We start from the raw sequence: 21,065 nt of genomic DNA on the forward strand, positions 1-21,065 counted from the left end.
AAGAAAGCGGGTGGAGAGGGGGCGGACGGGGAGGGCGTGTGGGCTTGGTGGGCGGGGGCGGTGAATGTACTGCCCAGCCCGTCGTCCCCACCTCGGCAACCCCGTCCCCGCTTCAACGACCCCGTCCCCGCCTCAACAACCTCAACGCCACCTCGGCCACCTCAACGCCACCTCGGCCACCTCAACGCCACCTCGGCCACCTCATCCCCGCCGCAGCAGCCGCGAAGCCCCCGCCGCCACCGTCGTGGCGAGGATCCAGCCCAGCAGGATCAGACCGGCGGCCGCCCACTGCCAGCCGCCCTCCAGCCGCCAGTAGCCGTCCTGGCCGAGGTTGATCACCGGGACCAGGAGGTCGAGGGCGAACAGCGGTGCGCTCCACTGCGGGTGTTCGTCCGGCTTGATGGGCTCGGGGTCGTAGCGGGCGAAGGCCAGTGCTCCCGCCGCCCACAGCACCGCCATCCACAGCGCCGCCCGCCCCGGCCGGTAGCCGTACGCCACCGTCCAGTCCTGGACGACGCCCCACACCTTTCCGGCCAGCGGCAGCGTCTCCCGTCTGCGCCGCTGCTTGGCGAGCAGCACCTCGCGGGCCTCGGAGTCCTCGCCGCTGTTGCGCTTGACGGCAGCCAGCCGCTCGTACGGTTCCGGGGCGTACTCGGGCGTGGCCGCCGTCACCCACTCCAGCCGCCGGGCGAGCGGGAAATGACCGAGCGGAACCAGGTTCTCGTACACGAACCCGCCCATCGAGAGACCGCCTGGACCGGGCCAGCTCGTCGACTTGTCGACCAGGGTGATGATCTTCGCGCCGGACAGCACCACCTTCCCGCGGTCCGGGCGGTCGCCGAGGAAGCGCAGCTCGGGGGTCTGGATGCGGCGCAGCGACAGCTCCTGGTCGTTCTCCATCGTGAAGCGTGCGTCCTGGAGGTCGACCGCGTCGCCGAACCGCCCGTCGTCGAGCCGCAGCCCGCCCTGGCACTCGAAGCGCTGCATGCGCACGCCCCTGGCGGGCGTGTTCCCCATGCCCTGGCCCAGCCCGTACGGAGGCGTGGCGTTGCCGTACGACTGCGAGGACAGGCCCGCCGGGGTCAGGTACAGCGACCGCTCGACGGTCAGCTGCGGGGCGTTCAGCGCGCGGCGCCCGTACGGGTTGCTGAGGCGGCTGCCGCGCAGGCTGAGTGACACGCCGATCTTCGCGCCCCGCAGGCTGATCTCGCCGCGCGTCTCGATCAGCTCGGCCTGCAGGTCCTGCGCCACCGAGAGCCCGTCCGCCGCGATGGACCGGCCGCGCCGGTCCCGGTGCACCACGATCTGGTTGATCAGGAGGTCGGTGCCGATCTGGGCGTCGGTGAGGCGCATGCCGCCCGCGATCCGGCAGCGGGGGAGGTGCAGATCGCCCTCGGTGTGCAGCCGGGCCGCTTCGAGCCGGGGGATCGAGCAGCCGACGAGGCGCAGCGTGTTGAACCGGCACTCGGGCAGCAGGACCTCGCTCTCGAAGCGGCAGCCGTTCATCTCGACGTACGGGGCGACGGTCCCGCCGGACAGGTCGAGCACGCCGGTGATCTGCAGTCCGGACAGCTTGAGCGCCGCCACCCGCCCCGGCCGCGCGTCCGGCCCGCTGAGCAGCAGCAGCGCCACCACCCTGGCCCGGACGCTGCGCTCGGGGCCCCAGGGGCGGCCGGTCATCGGGTCGTCGCCCAGCGGTTCGTGCACCCGCAGGTCGTAGGTGCTGCCGTTGCGGTAGGCCTGCCACATGCCCAGCTCCGCCGCGCTGAGCCAGTCGGGCGCCTCCGGATCCTGCTGCGCCTCGGTCACTCGCGCCGCCCTCCCCTTCGATCCTGTGCGTGAGGGACTGAACGCTAGTGGTCACCAGTGACACGCGGGACCACTGTGGCCTGTATCAGTCGGTGATACGGGAGACCGCTGGCCGGAAGCGGTCTGCGAGAATTGGTCCTGTGATCTCACGAATCGATCTGCGCGGCGGTGCCCTCTCCGAGGGTGCGGCCCTGCGCGACCTGCTGCCCCGAGCCGACTTCGACGTGACCGCCGCCCTGGAGAAGGTGCGGCCGATCTGCGAGGACGTGCATCATCGTGGCGACGCGGCGCTGATCGACTACGCGGAGAGGTTCGACGGCGTCGAGCTGCGCGAGGTCCGGGTTCCCGCCCAGGCCATCGCCGACGCGCTGGAGAAGCTCGACCCCGAGGTCAGGGCCGCCCTGGAGGAATCAATCCGGCGGGCCAGGCTGGTCCACCGCGAGCAGCGCCGTACCACCCACACCACCGAGGTCGTGCCCGGCGGCACGGTCACCGAGAAGTGGGTGCCGGTCGACCGGGTCGGTCTCTACGCGCCCGGCGGCCTGTCCGTCTATCCGTCGTCCGTGATCATGAACGTGGTCCCGGCACAGGAGGCGGGCGTCGAGTCGATCGCGCTGTCCTCCCCGCCGCAGGCCGACTTCGGCGGCCTTCCGCACCCGACGATCCTCGCCGCCTGCGCACTCCTGGGCATCGACGAGGTGTACGCCGCCGGAGGCGCCCAGGCCGTCGCGATGTTCGCGTACGGCACCGAGTCCTGCCCGCCCGCGAACATGGTGACAGGACCCGGCAACATCTGGGTCGCCGCCGCCAAGCGCTACTTCACCGGCCGCATCGGCATCGACACCGAGGCGGGCCCGACCGAGATCGCCGTTCTCGCCGACAGCTCCGCCGACCCGGTGCACGTCGCCGCCGACCTGATCTCCCAGGCCGAGCACGACCCGCTCGCCGCCGCCGTCCTGGTCACCGACTCCGCCGCACTCGCCGACGCCGTCGAGCGGGAGCTCGTCCCGCAGGTGGACGCCAGCAAGCACAAGACGGACCGGATCGCTCCGGCGCTCGCCGGGCGGCAGTCCGCGCTCGTCCTGGTGGACTCCCTGGAGGACGGCCTCAAGGTGGTCGACGCGTACGGGGCGGAGCACCTGGAGGTCCAGACCCGCGATGCCGCCGCCGTCGCCGACCGGGTCCGCAACGCGGGCGCGATCTTCGTCGGCGCGTACGCCCCGGTGTCGCTGGGCGACTACTGCGCGGGCTCCAACCACGTCCTGCCGACCGGCGGCTGCGCCTGCCACTCCTCGGGCCTGTCCGTCCAGTCCTTCCTGCGCGGCATCCACGTCGTGGACTACTCGCGCGAGGCCCTCGCGGACGTCGCGCACCACGTGGTGACACTCGCGGAGGCGGAGGATCTGCCGGCGCACGGCGCGGCGATCAAGGCAAGGTTCGGCTGGAAGGTCCCGAAGGCATGACGCACATCGACGACCTTCCCATTCGCGACGAGCTGCGCGGCAAGTCCCCTTACGGCGCACCCCAGTTGGACGTTCCCGTACGGCTGAACACCAACGAGAACCCGTATCCGCTGCCCGAGGCCCTGGTCGAGAGGATCACCGAGCGCGTCCGCGAGGCCGCGCGCGACCTCAACCGCTACCCCGACCGGGACGCGATCGAGCTCCGTACCGAGCTGGCGAAGTACCTGACCAGGACCGCGGGCCACGAGGTCTCCGTCCGGCACCTCTGGGCCGCCAACGGCTCCAACGAGATCCTCCAGCAGCTCCTGCAGACCTTCGGCGGCCCCGGCCGCACCGCCATCGGCTTCGAGCCGTCGTACTCCATGCACGCGCTCATCTCGCGCGGTACGGGCACGGGCTGGATCTCCGGGCCGCGGCACGACGACTTCACCATCGACGTCGAGGCCGCGAAGAAGGCGATCGCCGAGAACCGGCCAGAGGTCGTCTTCATCACGTCCCCCAACAACCCCACCGGCACCGCCGTCGAGGCCGACACCGTCCTCGCGCTGTACGAAGCCGCGCAGGCCGCCAGGCCCTCGCTCGTCGTCGTCGACGAGGCGTACGGCGAGTTCAGCCACCGGGCGTCCCTCCTCCCGCTGATCGAGGGCCGCCCGAACCTGGTGCTCTCCCGCACCATGTCGAAGGCGTTCGGCGCGGCGGGACTGCGCCTGGGCTACCTCGCCGCCGACCCGGCCGTGGTCGACGCCGTACAGCTGGTGCGGCTGCCGTACCACCTGTCCTCGATCACCCAGGCCACCGCGCTCGCCGCGCTGGAGCACACCGATACGCTGCTCGGGTACGTGGAGCAGCTCAAGGCCGAGCGCGACCGCCTGGTCGCCGAGCTGCGCGCCCTCGGCTACGAGGTCACCGACTCGGACGCCAACTTCGTGCAGTTCGGGCACTTCGCCGACGCGCACGCGGTCTGGCAGCAGATCCTCGACCGGGGTGTCCTGGTCCGGGACAACGGCGTACCCGGCTGGCTGCGGGTCACGGCCGGCACCCCCGACGAGAACGACGCGTTCCTGGAAGCGGTACGCACGATTTCATTTGAAGCGGGCAAGAAGGAGCAGAGCACATGAGCCGCGTCGGACGCGTCGAACGCACCACCAAGGAGACCTCCGTCGTCGTCGAGATCGACCTCGACGGCACCGGCAAGGTCGACGTCGCGACGGGCGTGGGCTTCTACGACCACATGCTCGACCAGCTCGGCCGCCACGGCCTCTTCGACCTCACGGTCAAGACGGACGGCGACCTGCACATCGACACCCACCACACCATCGAGGACACCGCCCTCGCGCTCGGCGCCGCCTTCAAGCAGGCGCTCGGCGACAAGGTCGGCATCTACCGCTTCGGCAACTGCACCGTGCCGCTCGACGAGTCCCTCGCCCAGGTCACCGTGGACCTCTCGGGGCGCCCGTACCTCGTGCACACCGAGCCGGAGAACATGGCGCCGATGATCGGTGCGTACGACACGACGATGACCCGGCACATCTTCGAGTCCTTCGTCGCGCAGGCGCAGATCGCCCTGCACATCCACGTGCCGTACGGGCGCAACGCGCACCACATCGTGGAGTGCCAGTTCAAGGCCCTGGCGCGGGCACTGCGCTACGCCGCCGAGCGCGACCCGCGCGCGGCCGGCATCCTCCCGTCGACCAAGGGCGCCCTGTAACCCCATGAACGGCCTCAACACCATCCTCATCGTCGTCGGGCTGTTCCTGCTCGGCGGCGTGATCTCCTTCTCGAAGCAGAAGATGCCCAAGGGCGTCATCGTGCTGCTCGGTATCGCCGCGGTGATGTGTCTCGCCGCGGGCGTCATGCGTATTCAGGGACTCTGGGAATGACCAACGTGAAGAAAGTTGTCGTCTTCGACTACGGCTTCGGCAATGTCCGGTCCGCCGAGCGGGCGCTGGCCCGGGTCGGCGCGGACGTCGAGATCACGCGTGACTACGACACCGCGATGAACGCGGACGGGCTGCTTGTGCCCGGCGTCGGCGCGTTCTCCGCCTGTATGAAGGGGCTGCGCGAGGCGCGCGGCGACTGGATCGTGGGCCGCCGGCTCTCCGGCGGGCGCCCGGTGATGGGCATCTGCGTCGGCATGCAGATCCTCTTCGAGCGCGGCATCGAGCACGGCGTCGAGTCCGAGGGGCTCGACGAGTGGCCGGGCGAGGTCGCACCGCTCAAGGCCGACGTCGTCCCGCACATGGGCTGGAACACCGTCGCGGCGGCCGAGGGCTCGCAGCTGTTCGCGGGTCTGTCCGCCGAGGAGCGCTTCTACTTCGTACACTCCTACGCGGTCCACGACTGGTCGCTCGAAGTCACCAACCCCGCCATCCGCGCCCCGCGCGTCAGCTGGGCCACGCACGGCGAGCCCTTCGTGGCGGCCGTCGAGAACGGGGCGCTCATGGCGACCCAGTTCCACCCCGAGAAGTCCGGCGACGCCGGAGCCCAGCTGCTCACCAACTGGATCGGAACCCTCTGATGCACAAGCTTGAACTGCTTCCCGCCGTGGACGTGCGCGACGGCCAGGCCGTCCGTCTCGTGCACGGTGAGTCCGGCTCCGAGACCTCCTACGGCTCCCCGCTGCAGGCGGCTCTCGCCTGGCAGAAGTCGGGCGCCGAGTGGCTGCACCTGGTCGACCTGGACGCCGCGTTCGGCACCGGCGACAACCGGAAGCTGATCGCCGAGGTCGCCGCCGCGATGGACATCAAGGTCGAACTGTCGGGCGGCATCCGCGACGACGCCTCCCTGGAGGCGGCCCTCGCCACCGGCTGCAAGCGGGTCAACCTCGGCACCGCCGCACTGGAGACCCCCGAGTGGGTCGCCAAGGTCATCTCCCAGTACGGCGACAAGATCGCGGTAGGCCTGGACGTGCGCGGCACCACGCTGCGCGGCCGTGGCTGGACCCGCGACGGCGGCGACCTGTACGAGACCCTGGCCCGCCTCGACTCCGAGGGCTGCACCCGGTACGTCGTCACCGACATCGCCAAGGACGGCACCCTCCAGGGCCCCAACCTGGAGCTCCTGAGAGACGTCTGCGCCGCCACCGACAAGCCCGTCGTCGCCTCCGGCGGCGTCTCCTCGCTCGACGACCTGCGCGCCCTCGCGTCGCTGGTGCCGGACGGCGTGGAAGGCGCGATCGTCGGCAAGGCGCTGTACGCGAAGGCCTTCACCCTGGAAGAGGCGCTGGAGGCGGTCTCCCGATGAGTGAGTCCGTACGACGGGTGGCGACCGGTGCCCCGTGGGAGGAGCAGTTCGGCTACTCGCGCGCCGTGGAGCTCCCGGGCGGCCTTGTCCTGGTTGCCGGTTGCACGTCCGTCGTGGACGGCGTCATCGACGCCGGGACGCCGTACGAGCAGACGGTGACCGCCTTCGGCGTCGCCGAGAAGGCCCTCAAGGAGCTCGGCCTGACGCGCTCCGACATCGTCCGCACCCGGATGTACCTCACGCACGCCCGCGACGTCGACGAGGTGGGCCGCGCCCACAAGGAGCTCTTCGACGCCGTCCGCCCGGTCGCGTCCATGCTGATCGTCTCCGGCTTCGTCGACCCGTCGCTGGTCGTCGAGGTCGAGGTCGAGGCGTACCGGGGGGCTTCGAAGTGACCCTCGCCGTACGTGTCATCCCCTGCCTGGACGTCACAGACGGGCGCGTCGTCAAGGGCGTCAACTTCCAGAACCTGCGCGACGCGGGCGACCCCGTCGAGATGGCCAAGCTGTACGACGCCGAGGGCGCCGACGAGCTGACCTTCCTCGACATCACCGCCTCCTCCGGGAACCGCGAGACCACCTACGACGTGGTGCGCCGCACCGCCGAGCAGGTCTTCATCCCGCTCACCGTCGGCGGCGGCGTCCGCACCGCCGACGACGTCGACAAGCTGCTGCGCGCCGGGGCCGACAAGGTGGGCGTGAACACGGCCGCCATCGAACGCCCCGACCTCATCCGCGAGATCGCCGAACGCTTCGGCCGTCAGGTCCTCGTCCTGTCGGTCGACGCCCGCCGCACCCCCACAGGCTCCTTCGAGGTCACCACGCACGGCGGCCGGCGCTCCGCCGGCATCGACGCCGTCGAGTGGGCGCACCGGGCCGCCGAGCTCGGCGCGGGCGAGATCCTGCTCAACTCGATGGACGCCGACGGCACCAAGGACGGCTACGACACCGAGATGATCGCGGCCGTACGCAAGCACGTCACGGTCCCGGTCATCGCGAGCGGCGGCGCTGGCCGGCTGGAACACTTCGCCCCCGCCGTCGACGCGGGAGCGAACGCCGTACTCGCGGCCTCCGTCTTCCACTTCGGCGACCTGCGGATCTCCGAGGTCAAGTCGGCGCTCGGGGCGGCCGGCCACCCGGTGCGCTGAACGTGGTTCTTTCGCGCAACTGTCGCGAAACTGGCTGTGGTTGAAGATCGCCTGAGGCTAGCGTTCCCCCTCGGAAAGTCCAATCGAGGGGGAACAGTCATGTCATCACCCAGGCCACCGGTCGAACTCCTGAAACTCAGCCCCGACTTCGTCGCCAACCCCTACCCCGTCTACGCCGGACTCCGTGAACAGGGCCCCGTGCACCGGGTGCTGACCCCGGAGGGCGAGGACCTGTGGATCGTTGTCGGGCACGAGGAGTGCCGCGCCGCGTACGTCGACCCCCGGTTCAGCCGTGACTGGCGTACGTACGGACACCTCGCGCCGCAGCTTCCCGCGTACGCCTACGGTCCCGGCAACTCCCACGTCCTGCTGAGCGATCCGCCGGACCACACCCGGCTGCGCCGACTCGTGGCCCGTGAATTCACGCCACGCCGGATAGAGGCCCTGGCGCCGCGCGTACAGCAGGTCACCGACGCCCTGATCGACGCGATGGAGGCGGACGGCGCACACACCGCCGACGTGATCGACGCGCTCGCCTTCCCGCTCCCGATGACCGTCATCTGCGACCTGCTCGGGGTGCCCGACCTGGACCGGGACTCCTTCCGCGGCTGGTCCAACGAGGTGGTCTCGCCCACGAGTCCGGAGGCGGAGGTGGCCGCGTACGGCGCCGCCATGCCGTACCTGACCGGGCTCATCCAGGCCAAGCGCAAGGCCCCGGGCGAGGATCTGCTCAGTGCGATGATCCACACCGCCGACGAGGCGGGCGACCGGCTCAGCGAGGACGAACTCCTCTCCATGGCCTTCCTGTTGATCGTCGCCGGGCACGAGACGACGGTGAACCTGATCGGCAACGGGCTGCGGGCCCTCTTCAACCACCCCGACCAACTCGCCCTGCTCCGCGGCGATCTGGACGGGCTGCTCGACAGCGCGGTGGAGGAGATCCTGCGCTTCGACGGCCCCGTGGAAGGCTCGACCCCGCGGATCGCCCGTGAGGACGTCGAGTTCGGCGGCGCGCACATCCCGGCGGGTTCCTCGGTGGTGATCGTCATGGCCGACGCCGACCGCGACGGCACGCGCTTCGACGAGAGCGCCCGGTTCGACATCCGGCGGGACGCCCGCGGACACATCGCCTTCGGGCACGGGATCCACTACTGCCTGGGTGCGCCGCTGGCCCGGCTGGAGGGCCGCATCGCGCTCCGTACGCTGCTGGAACGCCTCCCGGACCTCGCGGCCGAGGGGTCGCCGGACGCCGGCCCCTGGATCCCGGGGCTGCTGATCAGGGGAGTGCGCGAGCTGCCCGTGCGCTGGTAGCTGACCGGGCAGAGGGCCCCAAATCCCTTACTTCCAGGGCGAGTTGTGCGGGGAAAGGTTGCGCAAAGAATATTGCGCAACTTTCCTTTCCTTCTTTACTGTGCGGACATGGCACCGGAATCCGAACACCCACCCGAACCCCGGCGCACCACTGACCTCGACGCCCTCAAGGTCTTCACCCACCCCCTGCGCATCGACCTCTACCGCGCCCTGTTCACGGGGGGTGCCGCCACGGCCTCGCACCTGGCCGACGAGGTCGACGAGGCCGTCTCGCTGGTCAGTTACCACCTGCGGAAGATGGCCGCGCACGGCTTCATCGTGGAGGCCCCCGGGGAGAGCAAGGACGCCCGGGAGCGCTGGTGGCGGGTCGAGTGCGGCCACGGTGCCGGCTGGGGCAAGGACTGGGGGGACGCGGCCTTCAACCGGGAGTACGTGCCCCGGCTCACCGCGACGGAGTTCCGGCAACTTTCCGAAGAGATACGCGAGTTGATCGACTCCTACCGGGAACGCGGGCTGGCCGCCGAGGCGGCCGGTGACACGGAGGGGCGAGAGCAGGTCTCCGTCCAGATCTTCGGCTTCCCGTTCCGTCCCTGAGAGGGCTTGCAGCGATGACTGAATCACGTGTGGATCCGGCGGATGCCGGGGCCGGGCCCCGGCCCCGGCCCGTGGGCAGACCCGCCCACCGGGACGGCAACGTCCTGCGCTGGCTCGGCGCGTACGCCGCCTCGCTGGTCGGCGACAGCCTCTACTTCCTGGCGCTCGGCTGGGCGGCGGCCCAGGCAGGCCGCCCGGCCGAGGTGGGCCTGATCCTGGCGGCGGGCGCGGTGCCCCGGGCGCTGCTGATGCTGGGCGGGGGAGTGATCGCCGACCGCTTCGGCCCGCGCCGGATCGTCATCGGCTCGGACGCGGTGCGCTGCGTGGTGATCATCGGCATCGCGGCGGCCCTCATGCTGACCGGCCCCGCCGTGTGGCTGCTGGTGCTGGTGGCGCTGGTCTTCGGGGCGGTCGACGCGCTGTTCCTGCCCGCGGTGGGCGCGCTGCCGCCGCGCATCACGGCCCCCGGCCAACTGGTACGGGTGCAGGGCATGAAGGCCCTGACGAACAGGTTCGGCGGCATCGTCGGGGCACCGATCGCCGGTCTGGCGATGGGCCTCGGCGGCCCGGCGGCGGCGTTCGCGGTGGCGGGCGGGCTGTTCGCGGTGTCGCTGGTGCTGCTGGTGGCGGTACGGATCGCGCCGTTGCCGGAGCCGGGGCCGGGTGTGGGTGCGGGTGTGGGTGAGGCCGTCGAGCCGGAGCAACCCCGTTCCATCTGGCGGGACCTGGCGGACGGGCTCGGCTACGTCCGGCGGCACCGGCTCGTCGGACCGCTCATCCTCTCCAACATCCTCTTCGAGCTGGGCGGCATCCCCCTCATCAACGTCGGCGTCGTCCTGCTCTCCTCCGAGCGAGGCTGGGGCGCGACGGGAATCACCTGGATCGTCGGCGCCTTCAGCGCAGGGGCGGCGGGCAGCGCACTGCTGCTCACGGTCCTGGGACGAGTGCCGCACGCGGGCCGGGTACGGCTGCTGGCGCTGACCGGCGGATCGGTACTGGTCTGCGCCCTGGGAACGGTGCCGGAGCTTGTCTGGGCGGTGCTGGTGGCGGCGCCGATGGGGGCCCTCGTGGCGATGAGCGGAGGGCTGACGGCGGGGCTGGTGCAGACGGCCACCGCACCGGCCTACCTGGGACGGGTCTCGTCGCTGACCTCCCTGGTCAGCCTGGGAATTGCTCCCCTGGCCTACCCGGTGGTGGGCCTGGCGGTCGGGGTGTGGGGCGTCGCGCCGGTGTTCGTGGGGTGCGGGGTGCTGTGCATGACGGCGGCGCTGGTGGGGGTGACGTACGGGGAGGTCCGGGGGGCGGAGCTGCCGGTGGCGGCGGAGTAGGCGGCTGCCGGCGCCCTGGGCGGCGTGGCGTCGTGCGGGTGCGTCGTGGCTGGTCGCGCAGTTCCCCGCGCCCCTAAAAGATTGCCCCTTAACCCGCTAGCTTCCCTAGCCTCCTTGGGCAGCGGGGCCGCCCCCCGGGGGCGGGACGGGTGGGCAAGGGGGCGGCCCCACGCAGAGCCCCACCCCTCAGGACCGCACTCGCTCCGCCGCCCGTCCTCAAGCGCCGCACGTGCTGGGTTACAGCCCCAGTTTCGCTTCGTGGAGCCGAGTCACCGCTTCCTTCTCGCCCTCCACCTCCACCCTCGCCGACCCCTGCCGCCCGAAGAGGAAGAGGGTGAGTTCGCCGGGTTCGCCGGTGACCGTTACCACCGGCTTGCCGCGGTGGGCCACCGCCGTCTGCCCGTCCGGGCGGCGCAGCACCAGCCCGACCGGGGACTTGCGGCCCAGGACGCGGGACATCTTCTCCAGGCGCGCCCACAGCGCGTCCGCGAACACCGGGTCGAGTTCGCGCGGCGTCCACTCCTGCTGGGCGCGGCGCACGTCCTCCGCGTGGACGTAGAACTCCACCGTGTTCGCCGCCTCGTCCACCTGCTTCAGGGCGTACAGCGAGCGCCGTGGCGGGCCGGTGCGGATGAGCTGGACCAGTTCCTCGTACGGCTTCGAGGCGAACTCCGACTGGACCCGCTCCAGCCGGCTCCGCAGGGCGGGCACCACGAGTCCCGCCGCCGCGTCCGAGCGGCGCTCGCGCACCACGACGTGGGCCGCGAGGTCCCGGGTCTTCCAGCTGTCGCACAGGGTCGGGGCGTCGGGGCCCGCGGCCTCCAACAGGTCGGCGAGGAGAAGGCGTTCGCGCTTGGCATGGGTCGACATGCCGGCCAGCGTACGGCCGAGGAGGGGCGTCCGCACAGTGGACGACCGGCCACGGACCGCGCGGGAAGCGGCACAATTGCACCATGAGTACGCCCGTACCCCCGGTACCCCAGAGCCCTCTCGATCCCGCCGTCGCCGCCCGCCTCAAGCGGACCCCGGACGGACTGGTCCCCGCGATCGCCCAGCAGTACGACACCGGCGAGGTGCTCATGCTCGGCTGGATGGACGACGAGGCCCTGCACCGGACGCTGACCACCGGGCGTTGCACCTACTGGTCGCGCAGCCGCGGCGAGTACTGGGTGAAGGGGGACACCTCCGGGCACGTGCAGGAGGTGAAGAGCGTGGCGCTGGACTGCGACGGCGACACGATCCTGGTGAAGGTCGACCAGACCGGGGCCGCGTGCCACACCGGCGAGCGGACCTGCTTCGACGCCGACGTCCTTCCCCTCACCGACGGAAAGTAGGGTCAGCGGCCATGGATCTGGAGACCTTCCGCAAGCTGGCGGCCGACCGCCGTGTCATTCCCGTCAGTCGCCGGCTCCTGGCGGACGGCGACACCCCCGTCGGGCTCTACCGCAAGCTCGCCGCCGAGCGCCCCGGGACCTTCCTCCTGGAGTCCGCCGAGAACGGCCGCTCCTGGTCCCGCTACTCCTTCGTCGGCGTCCGCAGCGCCGCCACCCTCACCGCCCGCGACGGCCGCGCCCACTGGATCGGCACGCCCCCCGTCGGCGTACCGACCACGGGTGATCCGCTCGACGCGCTGCGGGCCACAGTGGAGGAGCTGCACACCCCGCGCGACCTGGCCGGGGACCTGCCGCCCTTCACCGGCGGCATGGTCGGCTACCTCGGGTACGACATCGTGCGGCGGCTGGAGAAGATCGGCGAGCACGGCAGCGACGACCTCCGGCTGCCCGAGCTGACCATGCTGCTGACCTCGGACCTCGCCGTACTCGACCACCGGTACGGCACCGTCCTGCTGATCGCCAACGCGATCAATCACAACGACCTCGACACCGGTGTGGACGAGGCGTACGCGGACGCCGTCGCCCGGCTCGACGCGATGGAGGCCGACCTCTCGCGCGCCGTGCCGACCGCGCCCGCCGTCCTGCCCCCGTCCGAGGTGCCGCTCTACACCGAGCAGTGGGGCGGGCAGGAGTACCAGGCCGCCGTCGAGGACATCAAGGAGCGCATCAGGGCCGGCGAGGCCTTCCAGGTCGTACCGTCCCAGCGCTTCGAAACCCCTTGCAGCGCAAGCGCGTTGGACGTCTACCGGGTGCTGCGGGCGACGAATCCGTCCCCGTACATGTACCTGTTCCGCTTCGACGGGTTCGACGTGGTCGGCTCCAGTCCGGAAGCCCTCGTCAAGGTCGAGGACGGGCGCGCCATGGTGCACCCCATCGCCGGGACCAGGCACCGCGGCGTCACCCCGCAGGAGGACCAGCAGCTCGCCGACGAGCTGATGGCCGACCCCAAGGAGCGCGCCGAGCACCTGATGCTCGTCGACCTGGGCCGCAACGACCTCGGGCGGGTCTGCGAGCCGGGATCCGTCGAGGTCGTCGACTTCATGTCGGTCGAGAAGTACTCGCACGTCATGCACATCGTGTCGACGGTGACCGGGCAGGTCGCCGAGGGCCGCACCGCCTTCGACGTCCTGACCGCCTGCTTCCCGGCCGGCACCCTGTCCGGGGCGCCCAAGCCGCGCGCGATGCAGATCATCGAGGAGTTGGAGCCGACCAGGCGCGGGCTCTACGGCGGCTGCGTCGGCTACCTCGACTTCGCCGGGGACTCCGACACCGCCATCGCCATCCGTACCGCGCTGCTGCGGGACGGCACGGCGTACGTGCAGGCCGGAGCGGGTGTCGTCGCCGACTCGGACCCCGTCGCCGAGGACACCGAGTGCCGCAACAAGGCCGCCGCGGTACTGCGCGCCGTACACACCGCCAACCGCCTGGGGGGCGCCGGAGGGCGTGAGGGATAGTGGGGGTGTGAGCGCCGTACCCCCCACACCCCAGACCCCCGACGAGCCCGCCCCGACCGCAGCAGGTGGCGGCGGCAGGCGCAGCCTCGCCGCCGCCCTGCTGCTCGGCGCCGTCGGCGCCACCGTCGTCCTGATCTCCTCCGGGCAGATCTGGACGTCGGGCGTGGCCACGGTCGCGGGCATCGGCACGAAGACCCTCGACGCGGACGGGCAGGCCATCACCGGCGCCCCCGCCGCCCTCGCGATCGTCGCCCTGGCCGCCCTGGTCGCGGTCTTCGCCGTCCGCAGGGCCGGCCGTGTCCTGGTCTCCGCACTGCTCGCCCTGAGCGGCGCGGGAGCCGTCGCGGCGTCCCTGTTCGGGGCGGGCGACCACGCCGCGCTCGACGCGCAGGCCGCGAAACTCTCCGGCGACGTCGCCGCCACGGTCACCGGACTCACTCGAACGGCCTGGCCCTACGTCACCGCTTCGGGCGCCCTGCTGATCCTCGTCGCCGGGCTCCTCGCCCTGCGGTTCGGCGGCAAGTGGCCGGGCATGGGCGGGCGGTACGAGCGCGAGGGCGGGCCGCGCACCCGCGCGCAGGCCCGCAGGGCGGTGGACCCGGAGCGCCCCGAGGAACTGTGGAAGGCCCTGGACCGCGGCGAGGACCCCACCCGCGAAGGGTGACCCGAAGTCACGCCCGGTGCCACGGTGGGGAACAATGGGCCCGAGCATCTCGGAAGCTGAAGAGCACAAAGTCACCTAGGAGCACTCCATGCCCAGCCGCGGACACCACGGACACACCCCGGCCGCCTGGACCGGCGTCGTGATCGCCTTCATCGGTATCTGCATCTCCAGTGCGTACATGGTGATGGCCAACTCGGTCGGCTTCTGGATCGGCATCGGCATCGCGCTGGTCGGCGGCATCATCGGCCTGGCCATGCGCATCGCCGGCATGGGCATGCCGAAGGAGTCCCCGGCCCTCACCGAGGCCCGTGTCGCGGCGGCCCGCGCGCAGCTCTAGGGCCTGTCCGGCGGATCAGGCCGCATGGGAGTGACCTTGCCCTTTCACTACCGCTGAGCGGGGCATGGTGCGTGCAGCTGCAAGGCGGAGGATTGAGGCGACGCGGAGCGTCGTCGATTGACGACAACGCAGAGGGGGTCCCCCCTGGTCCTTAAGACCTTGGGGGCGTGCGTGCCAGGGCACGCGACCGCGGCAAGATCCGCCGGACAGGCCCTAGTACACCCGCCGCTTCAGCAGGACCCGCAGGAACCCGCACCCGACGGTGCGACGCGAGGCGCAGCCCGGCACGGGCTGCGCCCTCTCGCATGCCGGGGCGTGCACTCCGCGCCCCCAGCGGGGACAATCGGCGCGTGGACGCCTCCTCGCCGGCCCCTTCGCCAGCCCCCTCGCAGCACGTCATCGGGCCCCCAGGGCCGCCGCAGCGGTCCCTGGTGCGCCGCCTGGCGGCGCCCGTGGGCACCCTCGCCGCCGTCGTGGCCGCCTTCGCGTACGTCGGCTCGGTCGATCCCAACCAGCCAGGCCACTACCCCCTCTGCCCGCTCCTCGCCATGACCGGCATCCTCTGTCCTGGCTGCGGCGGCCTGCGCAGCGCGCACGCGGTCGCGCACGGCGACCTGCCGACCGCGCTCGGTGCCAATGCGATGGCCGTCCTCGGGTACGCCGCCTTCGCCGTGCTGATGGTGGTGTGGATCACCCGGGCGGTACGGGGAAGGCCCATGAGGTTCGCGCTGAGCACCGCCCAGTGGTGGGCCCTGGGAGGACTTCTCGCCGTCTTCAGCGTGGTCCGCAACCTCCCGTTCGGATCCGCGCTCGCTCCGTAAATGCCCAGGTAGTGGGACAGACGCCCACCGGATGCGGCCTCTTCGGCCCGGTACGGATAACATCACCAGTGGCCGAACCTGGCCCTCCACCACCGTCCCGGAAGGGGGCAGCTCGCGTGAGTGTGCTCGACGAGATCATCGAAGGCGTCCGCGCCGACCTCGCGGAGCGGCAGGCACGTGTCAGCCTGGAGGAGCTCAAGGAGCGGGCTGCCAAGGCGCCCGCCGCCAAGGACGGTGTCGCAGCCCTGCGCGGCGACAGCGTCAAGGTCATCTGCGAGGTCAAGCGCTCCAGCCCCTCCAAGGGCGCGCTCGCGGCCATCGCCGACCCGGCGGCCCTCGCCGCCGACTACGAGGCGGGCGGCGCAGCCGTCATCTCCGTGCTCACCGAGGAGCGCCGCTTCGGCGGTTCGCTGGCCGACCTGGAAGCCGTTCGGGCCAAGGTCGACATCCCGGTGCTGCGCAAGGATTTCATCGTCACCGCCTACCAGCTCTGGGAGGCCCGTGCGTACGGCGCCGACCTGGTGCTCCTGATCGTCGCGGCCCTGGAGCAGGACGCGCTGGTCTCCCTCATCGAACGCGCCGAGTCCATCGGTCTCACCCCGCTGGTCGAGGTGCACGACGAGGACGAGGTGGACCGGGCCGTCGCCGCCGGAGCGAAGATCATCGGTGTGAACGCCCGCGACCTGAAGACCCTCAAGGTCGACCGCGGTGTCTTCGAGCGCGTCGCCCCGGAGATCCCGGACCACATCGTCAAGATCGCCGAGTCCGGTGTGCGCGGCCCGCACGACCTGATCGCGTACGCCAACGCGGGCGCCGACGCGGTCCTGGTCGGCGAGTCCCTGGTGACCGGCCGCGACCCGAAGTCCGCCGTCTCGGACCTGGTCGCCGCGGGCGCCCACCCGGCACTGCGCCACGGACGGGGCTGACCCTCCGCCATGAGCCCTCACGCCCGTCTCGCCCGCGGCTGCCGCCCTCGCGGCTGCCGTGCGCCTGCGCGACGGGTGCGGGGCCGGCGGGTGCGGTACCACATCGGTTCGGAGCCCGGCCAGATCAACGGCATGCGATGGCGTCGCTGAACGTCGGATTCCGGCGTTTCACCAGTGACACCTTTCCCCCTCGCCACACGTAGGTACGTGGCTCTACGAGGAGTTTCCGCATGCCCAGCGAGTTCTTCTTTCCCGACCCCCAGGGTCAAGTCCCCACCACCGAGGGATACTTCGGTGAGTTCGGCGGCAAGTTCATCCCCGAGGCGCTGGTCGCCGCGGTGGACGAGGTCGCCGTCGAGTACGACAAGGCCAAGGCCGACCCCGCCTTCGCCGCCGAGCTCGACGACCTGATGGTCAACTACACGGGCCGCCCCAGCTCCCTCACCGAGGTGCCGCGCTTCGCCGAACACGCGGGCGGCGCCCGGATGTTCCTCAAGCGCGAGGACCTCAACCACACCGGCTCGCACAAGATCAACAACGTGCTCGGCCAGGCCCTGCTCACCAAGCGCATGGGCAAGACCCGGGTCATCGCCGAGACCGGCGCCGGCCAGCACGGCGTCGCCACCGCCACCGCCTGCGCGCTCTTCGGCCTCGACTGCACCATCTACATGGGCGAGATCGACACCGAGCGCCAGGCGCTGAACGTTGCCCGGATGCGGATGCTCGGCGCCGAGGTCATCGCCGTGAAGTCGGGCTCCCGCACCCTCAAGGACGCCATCAACGAGGCGTTCCGCGACTGGGTCGCCAATGTCGACCGCACCCACTACCTCTTCGGTACGGTCGCAGGCCCGCACCCCTTCCCCGCCATGGTCCGCGACTTCCACCGGGTGATCGGCGTGGAGGCGCGCCGGCAGATCCTGGAGCGCACCGGACGCCTCCCGGACGCGGCCGTGGCCTGCGTCGGCGGCGGCTCCAACGCCATCGGCCTTTTCCACGCCTTCATCCCGGACGCCGGTGTACGCCTGGTGGGCTGCGAGCCCGCCGGGCACGGCATCGAGACCGGCGAGCACGCGGCGACGCTGAGCGCGGGCGAGCCGGGCATCCTGCACGGTTCGCGCTCGTACGTCCTCCAGGACGAGGAAGGCCAGATCACCGAGCCGTACTCGATCTCGGCGGGCCTCGACTACCCGGGCATCGGCCCGGAGCACTCGTACCTCAAGGACATCGGCCGCGGTGAGTACCGGGCGGTGACGGACGACGCGGCGATGCAGGCACTGCGCCTCCTGTCGCGTACGGAGGGCATCATTCCGGCCATCGAGAGCGCGCACGCGCTCGCGGGCGCGCTGGAACTCGGCAAGGAGCTGGGCAAGGACGCTCTGATCCTGGTCAACCTGTCCGGGCGCGGCGACAAGGACATGGACACGGCAGCCCGTTACTTCGGGCTGTACGGCACGGACGCCGCCGTCGCGGCGACGGGCCTTCAGGGTGCGGCAGCGGTCGCGGAGATCACGGGGGACGCCAAGTGAGCGGGAACGTACAGCTGTTGAGCGACACCCTCGCCGCCGCGAAGGCCGAGGACCGGGCCGCGCTGATCGCCTACCTCCCGGCCGGGTTCCCGACCGTGGACGGGGGCATCGAGGCGGTCAAGGCCGTCGTCGCGGGCGGCGCGGACGTCGTCGAGGTCGGACTGCCGCACAGCGACCCGGTGTTGGACGGCCCGGTCATCCAGACCGCCGACGACATCGCACTGCGCGGTGGCGTCAAGATCGCCGATGTGATGCGCACGGTGCGCGAGGCGCACGCGGCGACCGGGGTGCCGGTGCTGGTCATGACGTACTGGAACCCCATCGACCGGTACGGCGTCGAGCGGTTCACCGCAGAGCTGGCGGCGGCGGGCGGTGCGGGCTGCATCCTTCCCGACCTTCCGGTCCAGGAGTCCGCGCTGTGGCGCGAGCACGCCGAGAAGCACGGCCTGGCCACGGTGTTCGTGGTCGCGCCGAGCAGCAAGGACGAGCGTCTGGCGACCATCACGGCCGCAGGTTCGGGCTTCGTCTACGCGGCTTCGCTGATGGGTGTGACGGGGACGCGCGAGGCGGTCGGCGAGCAGGCGGCGGATCTCGTACGGCGGACGAAGGCGACGACCGAGCTGCCGGTGTGCGTCGGGCTGGGCGTCTCGAACGCCGTACAGGCCAAGGAAGTTGCGGTCTTCGCGGACGGGGTCATCGTCGGGTCGGCGTTCGTCCAGCGGATGCTGGACGCCGAGAACGCCGGGGACACAGCGGCCGGGCTGCGTGCGGTGCGCGAGCTGGCGGCGGAGCTGGCGGCGGGCGTGCGGCGGAACTGACGTCCGCGTGCGCGGAACTGGCGTCCGTGTGCGGTGACTGACGTCCGTCTGTCGGACGCGTAACTTTAAGGTTCCGTAGTCCATTTGAGTGGATTCGGGGTCGGGGCGGCACATCGGTGCCGCCCCGGTTCGTTGCTGCGGGTGTGAGTGACAAGAACAGTGAAAGCAAGCGAACCGCCCGCGAGCGGCTCATCCAGGAGCGCGAAGCACAGAAGTCGCGCGACAAACGACGGCGGGTGCTGATCGTCGCATCGGCGGTGGTCGGTGTCCTCGGCCTGGCCGCCATCGCCGGTGTGGTCGCTGCGAACAGCGGCGACGGCAAGGGCGACAAGGCCTCCAGCGCCGGCGGCCCGGTCAAGGACCCGGCAGGGACGACCGGTAAGGGGAACGTGGTCATTCCGGTCGGCATGAAGGACGCGCCGTCGGTCCTCACCGTGTACGAGGACCTGCGCTGTCCGGCCTGCGGCATGTTCGAGAACAGCATGCGTGACACGGTCAACAAGCTGGAGAAGGAAGGCAAGGTCCGCGCCGAGTACCACCTGGTGTCGTTCATCGACAACGGCATGCAGGGCAACGGCTCGAAGTACGCGGCGAACGCGCTGGGCTGCGCGCAGGACGCGGGGAAGTTCCACGCCTACCACGACGTGCTCTTCCGCAACCAGCCGCAGGAGACGGACGACGCCTTCGGCAAGAAGAGCCGCCTGCTGGAACTGGCGGGCAAGGTGCCGGGGCTGCGGGGTGCGCCGTTCGACGCGTGCGTGGAGAAGGGGACGCATGCGGGGTGGGTCACCAAGGTGCAGGAGGACTTCGACAAGTCGAAGTACAAGGCGACGCCGACGGTGCTGCTGAACGGAGAATCGATCTTCCCGCAGAAGGGGAGTGAGCAGATCTCGCCGGCGAATTTGGTGAAGTGGGTGGATGCGGCGAACAAGGGGAAGCGGGCGGGGACGAAGGGGTGAGGGGGGACGGCCCCGCTGCCCAAGGAGGCTAGGGGGGTAAGGGGCAGGCATTTAGGGGCGCGGGGCTGTGTTGATATGCGGCTCCGCCGCGCGGGCGCGACCAGCCACGACGCACCCGCACGATGTACCCGCCCCCGCCCCCGCCCCCGCCCCCTCGCCCGCCCCCACCCCCTCGCCCCCCGTTACGGATACGTTGCAGGGTGGGTTGCCGTGCCGCCTGCCCGGCAAGGTAGCGTCGACTCCGCCATGAACCTTGCCTATATTCCCAGCCCGGCGGCCGGTGAGATCCATCTCGGACCCCTCCCGCTGCGCGGCTACGCGCTCTGCATCATCATCGGCGTCTTCGTGGCCGTCTGGTACGGCAACAAGCGCTGGATCGCCCGCGGCGGCAAGCCGGGAACGGTCGCGGACATCGCCGTCTGGGCAGTGCCGTTCGGCCTCGTCGGCGGACGGCTCTACCACGTCATCACCGACTACCAGCTCTACTTCTCCGAAGGCAAGAACTGGGTCGACGCCTTCAAGATCTGGGAAGGCGGCCTCGGCATCTGGGGCGCCGTCGCCCTCGGCGCGGTCGGCGCCTGGATCGGCTGCCGCCGTCGCGGCATCCCGCTCCCGGCCTGGGCCGACGCCATGGCCCCCGCCCTCGTCATCGCGCAGGCCATCGGCCGCTGGGGCAACTGGTTCAACCAGGAGCTGTACGGCCGGGCCACCGACCTCCCCTGGGCGCTCAAGATCACGAAGGGGGAGGAGTCGGGTCTCTACCACCCGACCTTCCTCTACGAGTCGCTGTGGTGCCTCGGCGTCGCCGCCGTCATCGTGTGGGCCGACCGTCGCTTCAAGCTCGGTCACGGCCGGGTCTTCGGGCTGTACGTCGCCCTGTACTGCGTCGGCCGCGGCTGGGTCGAGTACCTGCGCGTCGACGACGCCCACCACATCCTGGGTCTGCGGCTCAACGTGTGGACGGCGATCTTCGGCTTCATCCTGGCCGTGGTCTACCTCGTGCTGTCGGCGCGACTGCGTCCCGGCCGCGAGGAGATCGTGGAGCCGGACCGCGAAGGTGCGCAGACCGCGGCGGAGGCCGTCGCGGATGCGGATGCGGATGCCTCCGGTGAGGCGGACAAGGCCGAGGGCGGTGCGCTCCTGACCAAGGCCAAGAAGGACGCGAAGCTCGAAGGAGCCAAGCCCGAGGACGCGAAGGACAAGTAGGCGGCAAGAAGCAAGCGGTGACAGGGCCGCCGGGGCCAGTACGGCTCCGGCGGCCCTGTCGTGTC

The 21,065-nt window shown here is 71.2% G+C and carries 23 protein-coding genes; 21 read left to right on the forward strand and 2 right to left on the reverse strand.

From position 1 onward, the window contains the following. Window positions 1-201: 201 nt before the first annotated feature. Window positions 202-1,809: an oxidoreductase gene (locus tag AB0D18_RS09920; protein WP_362414875.1), complete on the reverse strand. Its 1,608-nt coding sequence runs from the start codon at window positions 1,807-1,809 to the stop codon at window positions 202-204. A gap of 140 nt (window positions 1,810-1,949) precedes the next feature. Between AB0D18_RS09920 and hisD the strand changes: the two genes are divergently transcribed. The 11 genes from hisD to AB0D18_RS09975 all read left to right on the forward strand — a co-directional run bounded on the left by hisD (window position 1,950) and on the right by AB0D18_RS09975 (window position 10,895). Then, window positions 1,950-3,272, forward strand: a complete 1,323-nt coding sequence (hisD, locus tag AB0D18_RS09925) for a histidinol dehydrogenase (RefSeq protein ID WP_362414877.1) — start codon at window positions 1,950-1,952, stop codon at window positions 3,270-3,272. Further along, window positions 3,269-4,390, forward strand: a complete 1,122-nt coding sequence (locus AB0D18_RS09930; protein WP_362414879.1) for a histidinol-phosphate transaminase — start codon at window positions 3,269-3,271, stop codon at window positions 4,388-4,390. Before hisD ends, AB0D18_RS09930 begins: the two co-directional genes overlap by 4 nt. Beyond that, on the forward strand, window positions 4,387-4,980 hold the full coding sequence (hisB, locus tag AB0D18_RS09935) for an imidazoleglycerol-phosphate dehydratase HisB (protein WP_362414881.1): 594 nt from the start codon (window positions 4,387-4,389) through the stop codon (window positions 4,978-4,980). Before AB0D18_RS09930 ends, hisB begins: the two co-directional genes overlap by 4 nt. Window positions 4,981-4,984: 4 nt before the next feature. Then, window positions 4,985-5,152 (forward strand): hypothetical protein, encoded by a 168-nt coding sequence (locus AB0D18_RS09940; protein ID WP_362414883.1) that lies wholly within the window; start codon window positions 4,985-4,987, stop codon window positions 5,150-5,152. Continuing rightward, window positions 5,143-5,790: an imidazole glycerol phosphate synthase subunit HisH gene (hisH, locus tag AB0D18_RS09945; RefSeq protein ID WP_362415307.1), complete on the forward strand. Its 648-nt coding sequence runs from the start codon at window positions 5,143-5,145 to the stop codon at window positions 5,788-5,790. The genes AB0D18_RS09940 and hisH overlap by 10 nt, the downstream gene beginning before the upstream one ends. Next, a complete protein-coding gene (priA, locus tag AB0D18_RS09950) occupies window positions 5,790-6,515 on the forward strand; it encodes a bifunctional 1-(5-phosphoribosyl)-5-((5-phosphoribosylamino)methylideneamino)imidazole-4-carboxamide isomerase/phosphoribosylanthranilate isomerase PriA (RefSeq protein WP_362414885.1) in 726 nt (241 codons plus the stop codon). The genes hisH and priA overlap by 1 nt, the downstream gene beginning before the upstream one ends. Continuing rightward, a complete protein-coding gene (locus AB0D18_RS09955) occupies window positions 6,512-6,910 on the forward strand; it encodes a RidA family protein (protein WP_362414887.1) in 399 nt (132 codons plus the stop codon). Before priA ends, AB0D18_RS09955 begins: the two co-directional genes overlap by 4 nt. Continuing rightward, complete coding sequence (hisF, locus tag AB0D18_RS09960; RefSeq protein ID WP_362414889.1) at window positions 6,907-7,662, forward strand: imidazole glycerol phosphate synthase subunit HisF; 756 nt, start codon at window positions 6,907-6,909, stop codon at window positions 7,660-7,662. Before AB0D18_RS09955 ends, hisF begins: the two co-directional genes overlap by 4 nt. A 99-nt stretch (window positions 7,663-7,761) precedes the next feature. Continuing rightward, window positions 7,762-8,973, forward strand: coding sequence for a cytochrome P450 (locus tag AB0D18_RS09965; RefSeq protein WP_362414890.1), 1,212 nt, complete (start codon window positions 7,762-7,764; stop codon window positions 8,971-8,973). A gap of 108 nt (window positions 8,974-9,081) precedes the next feature. Next, window positions 9,082-9,567, forward strand: a complete 486-nt coding sequence (locus AB0D18_RS09970; protein WP_362414892.1) for a helix-turn-helix domain-containing protein — start codon at window positions 9,082-9,084, stop codon at window positions 9,565-9,567. A gap of 14 nt (window positions 9,568-9,581) precedes the next feature. Further along, window positions 9,582-10,895: an MFS transporter gene (locus AB0D18_RS09975; protein WP_362414894.1), complete on the forward strand. Its 1,314-nt coding sequence runs from the start codon at window positions 9,582-9,584 to the stop codon at window positions 10,893-10,895. A gap of 237 nt (window positions 10,896-11,132) precedes the next feature. Here AB0D18_RS09975 and AB0D18_RS09980 read toward each other — a convergent pair whose 3' ends face one another. Further along, window positions 11,133-11,765 (reverse strand): TIGR03085 family metal-binding protein, encoded by a 633-nt coding sequence (locus AB0D18_RS09980; RefSeq protein ID WP_362414896.1) that lies wholly within the window; start codon window positions 11,763-11,765, stop codon window positions 11,133-11,135. A gap of 83 nt (window positions 11,766-11,848) precedes the next feature. Here AB0D18_RS09980 and hisI point away from each other — a divergent pair, with 83 nt between their 5' ends. The 10 genes from hisI (at window position 11,849) to lgt (ending at window position 21,000) form a co-directional block, all read left to right on the forward strand. After that, the gene (gene hisI / locus AB0D18_RS09985; protein WP_362414898.1) at window positions 11,849-12,229 is read left to right on the forward strand and encodes a phosphoribosyl-AMP cyclohydrolase; all 381 of its coding nucleotides are present in this window, start codon (window positions 11,849-11,851) and stop codon (window positions 12,227-12,229) included. Window positions 12,230-12,240: 11 nt separating this feature from the next. Next, complete coding sequence (locus AB0D18_RS09990; RefSeq protein WP_362414900.1) at window positions 12,241-13,743, forward strand: anthranilate synthase component I; 1,503 nt, start codon at window positions 12,241-12,243, stop codon at window positions 13,741-13,743. 7 nt (window positions 13,744-13,750) lie between these two features. Next, window positions 13,751-14,407, forward strand: coding sequence for a TIGR02234 family membrane protein (locus AB0D18_RS09995; RefSeq protein WP_362414902.1), 657 nt, complete (start codon window positions 13,751-13,753; stop codon window positions 14,405-14,407). Between the two features lie 88 nt (window positions 14,408-14,495). Next, window positions 14,496-14,744 (forward strand): HGxxPAAW family protein, encoded by a 249-nt coding sequence (locus tag AB0D18_RS10000; protein WP_362414903.1) that lies wholly within the window; start codon window positions 14,496-14,498, stop codon window positions 14,742-14,744. 350 nt (window positions 14,745-15,094) lie between these two features. Then, window positions 15,095-15,565: a DUF2752 domain-containing protein gene (locus AB0D18_RS10005; RefSeq protein ID WP_362414905.1), complete on the forward strand. Its 471-nt coding sequence runs from the start codon at window positions 15,095-15,097 to the stop codon at window positions 15,563-15,565. Between the two features lie 116 nt (window positions 15,566-15,681). Beyond that, complete coding sequence (gene trpC, locus AB0D18_RS10010) at window positions 15,682-16,491, forward strand: indole-3-glycerol phosphate synthase TrpC (RefSeq protein WP_362414907.1); 810 nt, start codon at window positions 15,682-15,684, stop codon at window positions 16,489-16,491. Window positions 16,492-16,721: 230 nt separating this feature from the next. Further along, complete coding sequence (trpB, locus tag AB0D18_RS10015; RefSeq protein WP_362414908.1) at window positions 16,722-18,017, forward strand: tryptophan synthase subunit beta; 1,296 nt, start codon at window positions 16,722-16,724, stop codon at window positions 18,015-18,017. Next, window positions 18,014-18,835 (forward strand): tryptophan synthase subunit alpha, encoded by an 822-nt coding sequence (trpA, locus tag AB0D18_RS10020; RefSeq protein WP_362414910.1) that lies wholly within the window; start codon window positions 18,014-18,016, stop codon window positions 18,833-18,835. Before trpB ends, trpA begins: the two co-directional genes overlap by 4 nt. A gap of 143 nt (window positions 18,836-18,978) precedes the next feature. After that, the gene (locus AB0D18_RS10025; protein ID WP_362414912.1) at window positions 18,979-19,794 is read left to right on the forward strand and encodes a thioredoxin domain-containing protein; all 816 of its coding nucleotides are present in this window, start codon (window positions 18,979-18,981) and stop codon (window positions 19,792-19,794) included. A 246-nt stretch (window positions 19,795-20,040) separates the two neighbouring features. Then, window positions 20,041-21,000 (forward strand): prolipoprotein diacylglyceryl transferase, encoded by a 960-nt coding sequence (gene lgt, locus AB0D18_RS10030; protein ID WP_362414914.1) that lies wholly within the window; start codon window positions 20,041-20,043, stop codon window positions 20,998-21,000. Window positions 21,001-21,065: the final 65 nt, after the last annotated feature.

Source organism: Streptomyces sp. NPDC048442 (genome assembly GCF_040651475.1).
Lineage (GTDB): Bacteria > Actinomycetota > Actinomycetes > Streptomycetales > Streptomycetaceae > Streptomyces.

Excerpts from the sequence above, each read along its gene's own strand:
- AB0D18_RS09930 (WP_362414879.1), top strand. The coding sequence starts at position 3,269 with ATGACGCACATCGACGACCTTCCCATTCGCGACGAGCTGCGCGGCAAG.
- hisB (WP_362414881.1), top strand. The coding sequence starts at position 4,387 with ATGAGCCGCGTCGGACGCGTCGAACGCACCACCAAGGAGACCTCCGTC.
- AB0D18_RS09940 (WP_362414883.1), top strand. The coding sequence starts at position 4,985 with ATGAACGGCCTCAACACCATCCTCATCGTCGTCGGGCTGTTCCTGCTC.
- priA (WP_362414885.1), top strand. The coding sequence starts at position 5,790 with ATGCACAAGCTTGAACTGCTTCCCGCCGTGGACGTGCGCGACGGCCAG.
- AB0D18_RS09955 (WP_362414887.1), top strand. The coding sequence starts at position 6,512 with ATGAGTGAGTCCGTACGACGGGTGGCGACCGGTGCCCCGTGGGAGGAG.
- AB0D18_RS09965 (WP_362414890.1), top strand. The coding sequence starts at position 7,762 with ATGTCATCACCCAGGCCACCGGTCGAACTCCTGAAACTCAGCCCCGAC.
- AB0D18_RS09970 (WP_362414892.1), top strand. The coding sequence starts at position 9,082 with ATGGCACCGGAATCCGAACACCCACCCGAACCCCGGCGCACCACTGAC.
- AB0D18_RS09975 (WP_362414894.1), top strand. The coding sequence starts at position 9,582 with ATGACTGAATCACGTGTGGATCCGGCGGATGCCGGGGCCGGGCCCCGG.
- AB0D18_RS09980 (WP_362414896.1), bottom strand. The coding sequence starts at position 11,765 with ATGTCGACCCATGCCAAGCGCGAACGCCTTCTCCTCGCCGACCTGTTG.
- hisI (WP_362414898.1), top strand. The coding sequence starts at position 11,849 with ATGAGTACGCCCGTACCCCCGGTACCCCAGAGCCCTCTCGATCCCGCC.
- AB0D18_RS09990 (WP_362414900.1), top strand. The coding sequence starts at position 12,241 with ATGGATCTGGAGACCTTCCGCAAGCTGGCGGCCGACCGCCGTGTCATT.
- AB0D18_RS10000 (WP_362414903.1), top strand. The coding sequence starts at position 14,496 with ATGCCCAGCCGCGGACACCACGGACACACCCCGGCCGCCTGGACCGGC.
- trpB (WP_362414908.1), top strand. The coding sequence starts at position 16,722 with ATGCCCAGCGAGTTCTTCTTTCCCGACCCCCAGGGTCAAGTCCCCACC.
- lgt (WP_362414914.1), top strand. The coding sequence starts at position 20,041 with ATGAACCTTGCCTATATTCCCAGCCCGGCGGCCGGTGAGATCCATCTC.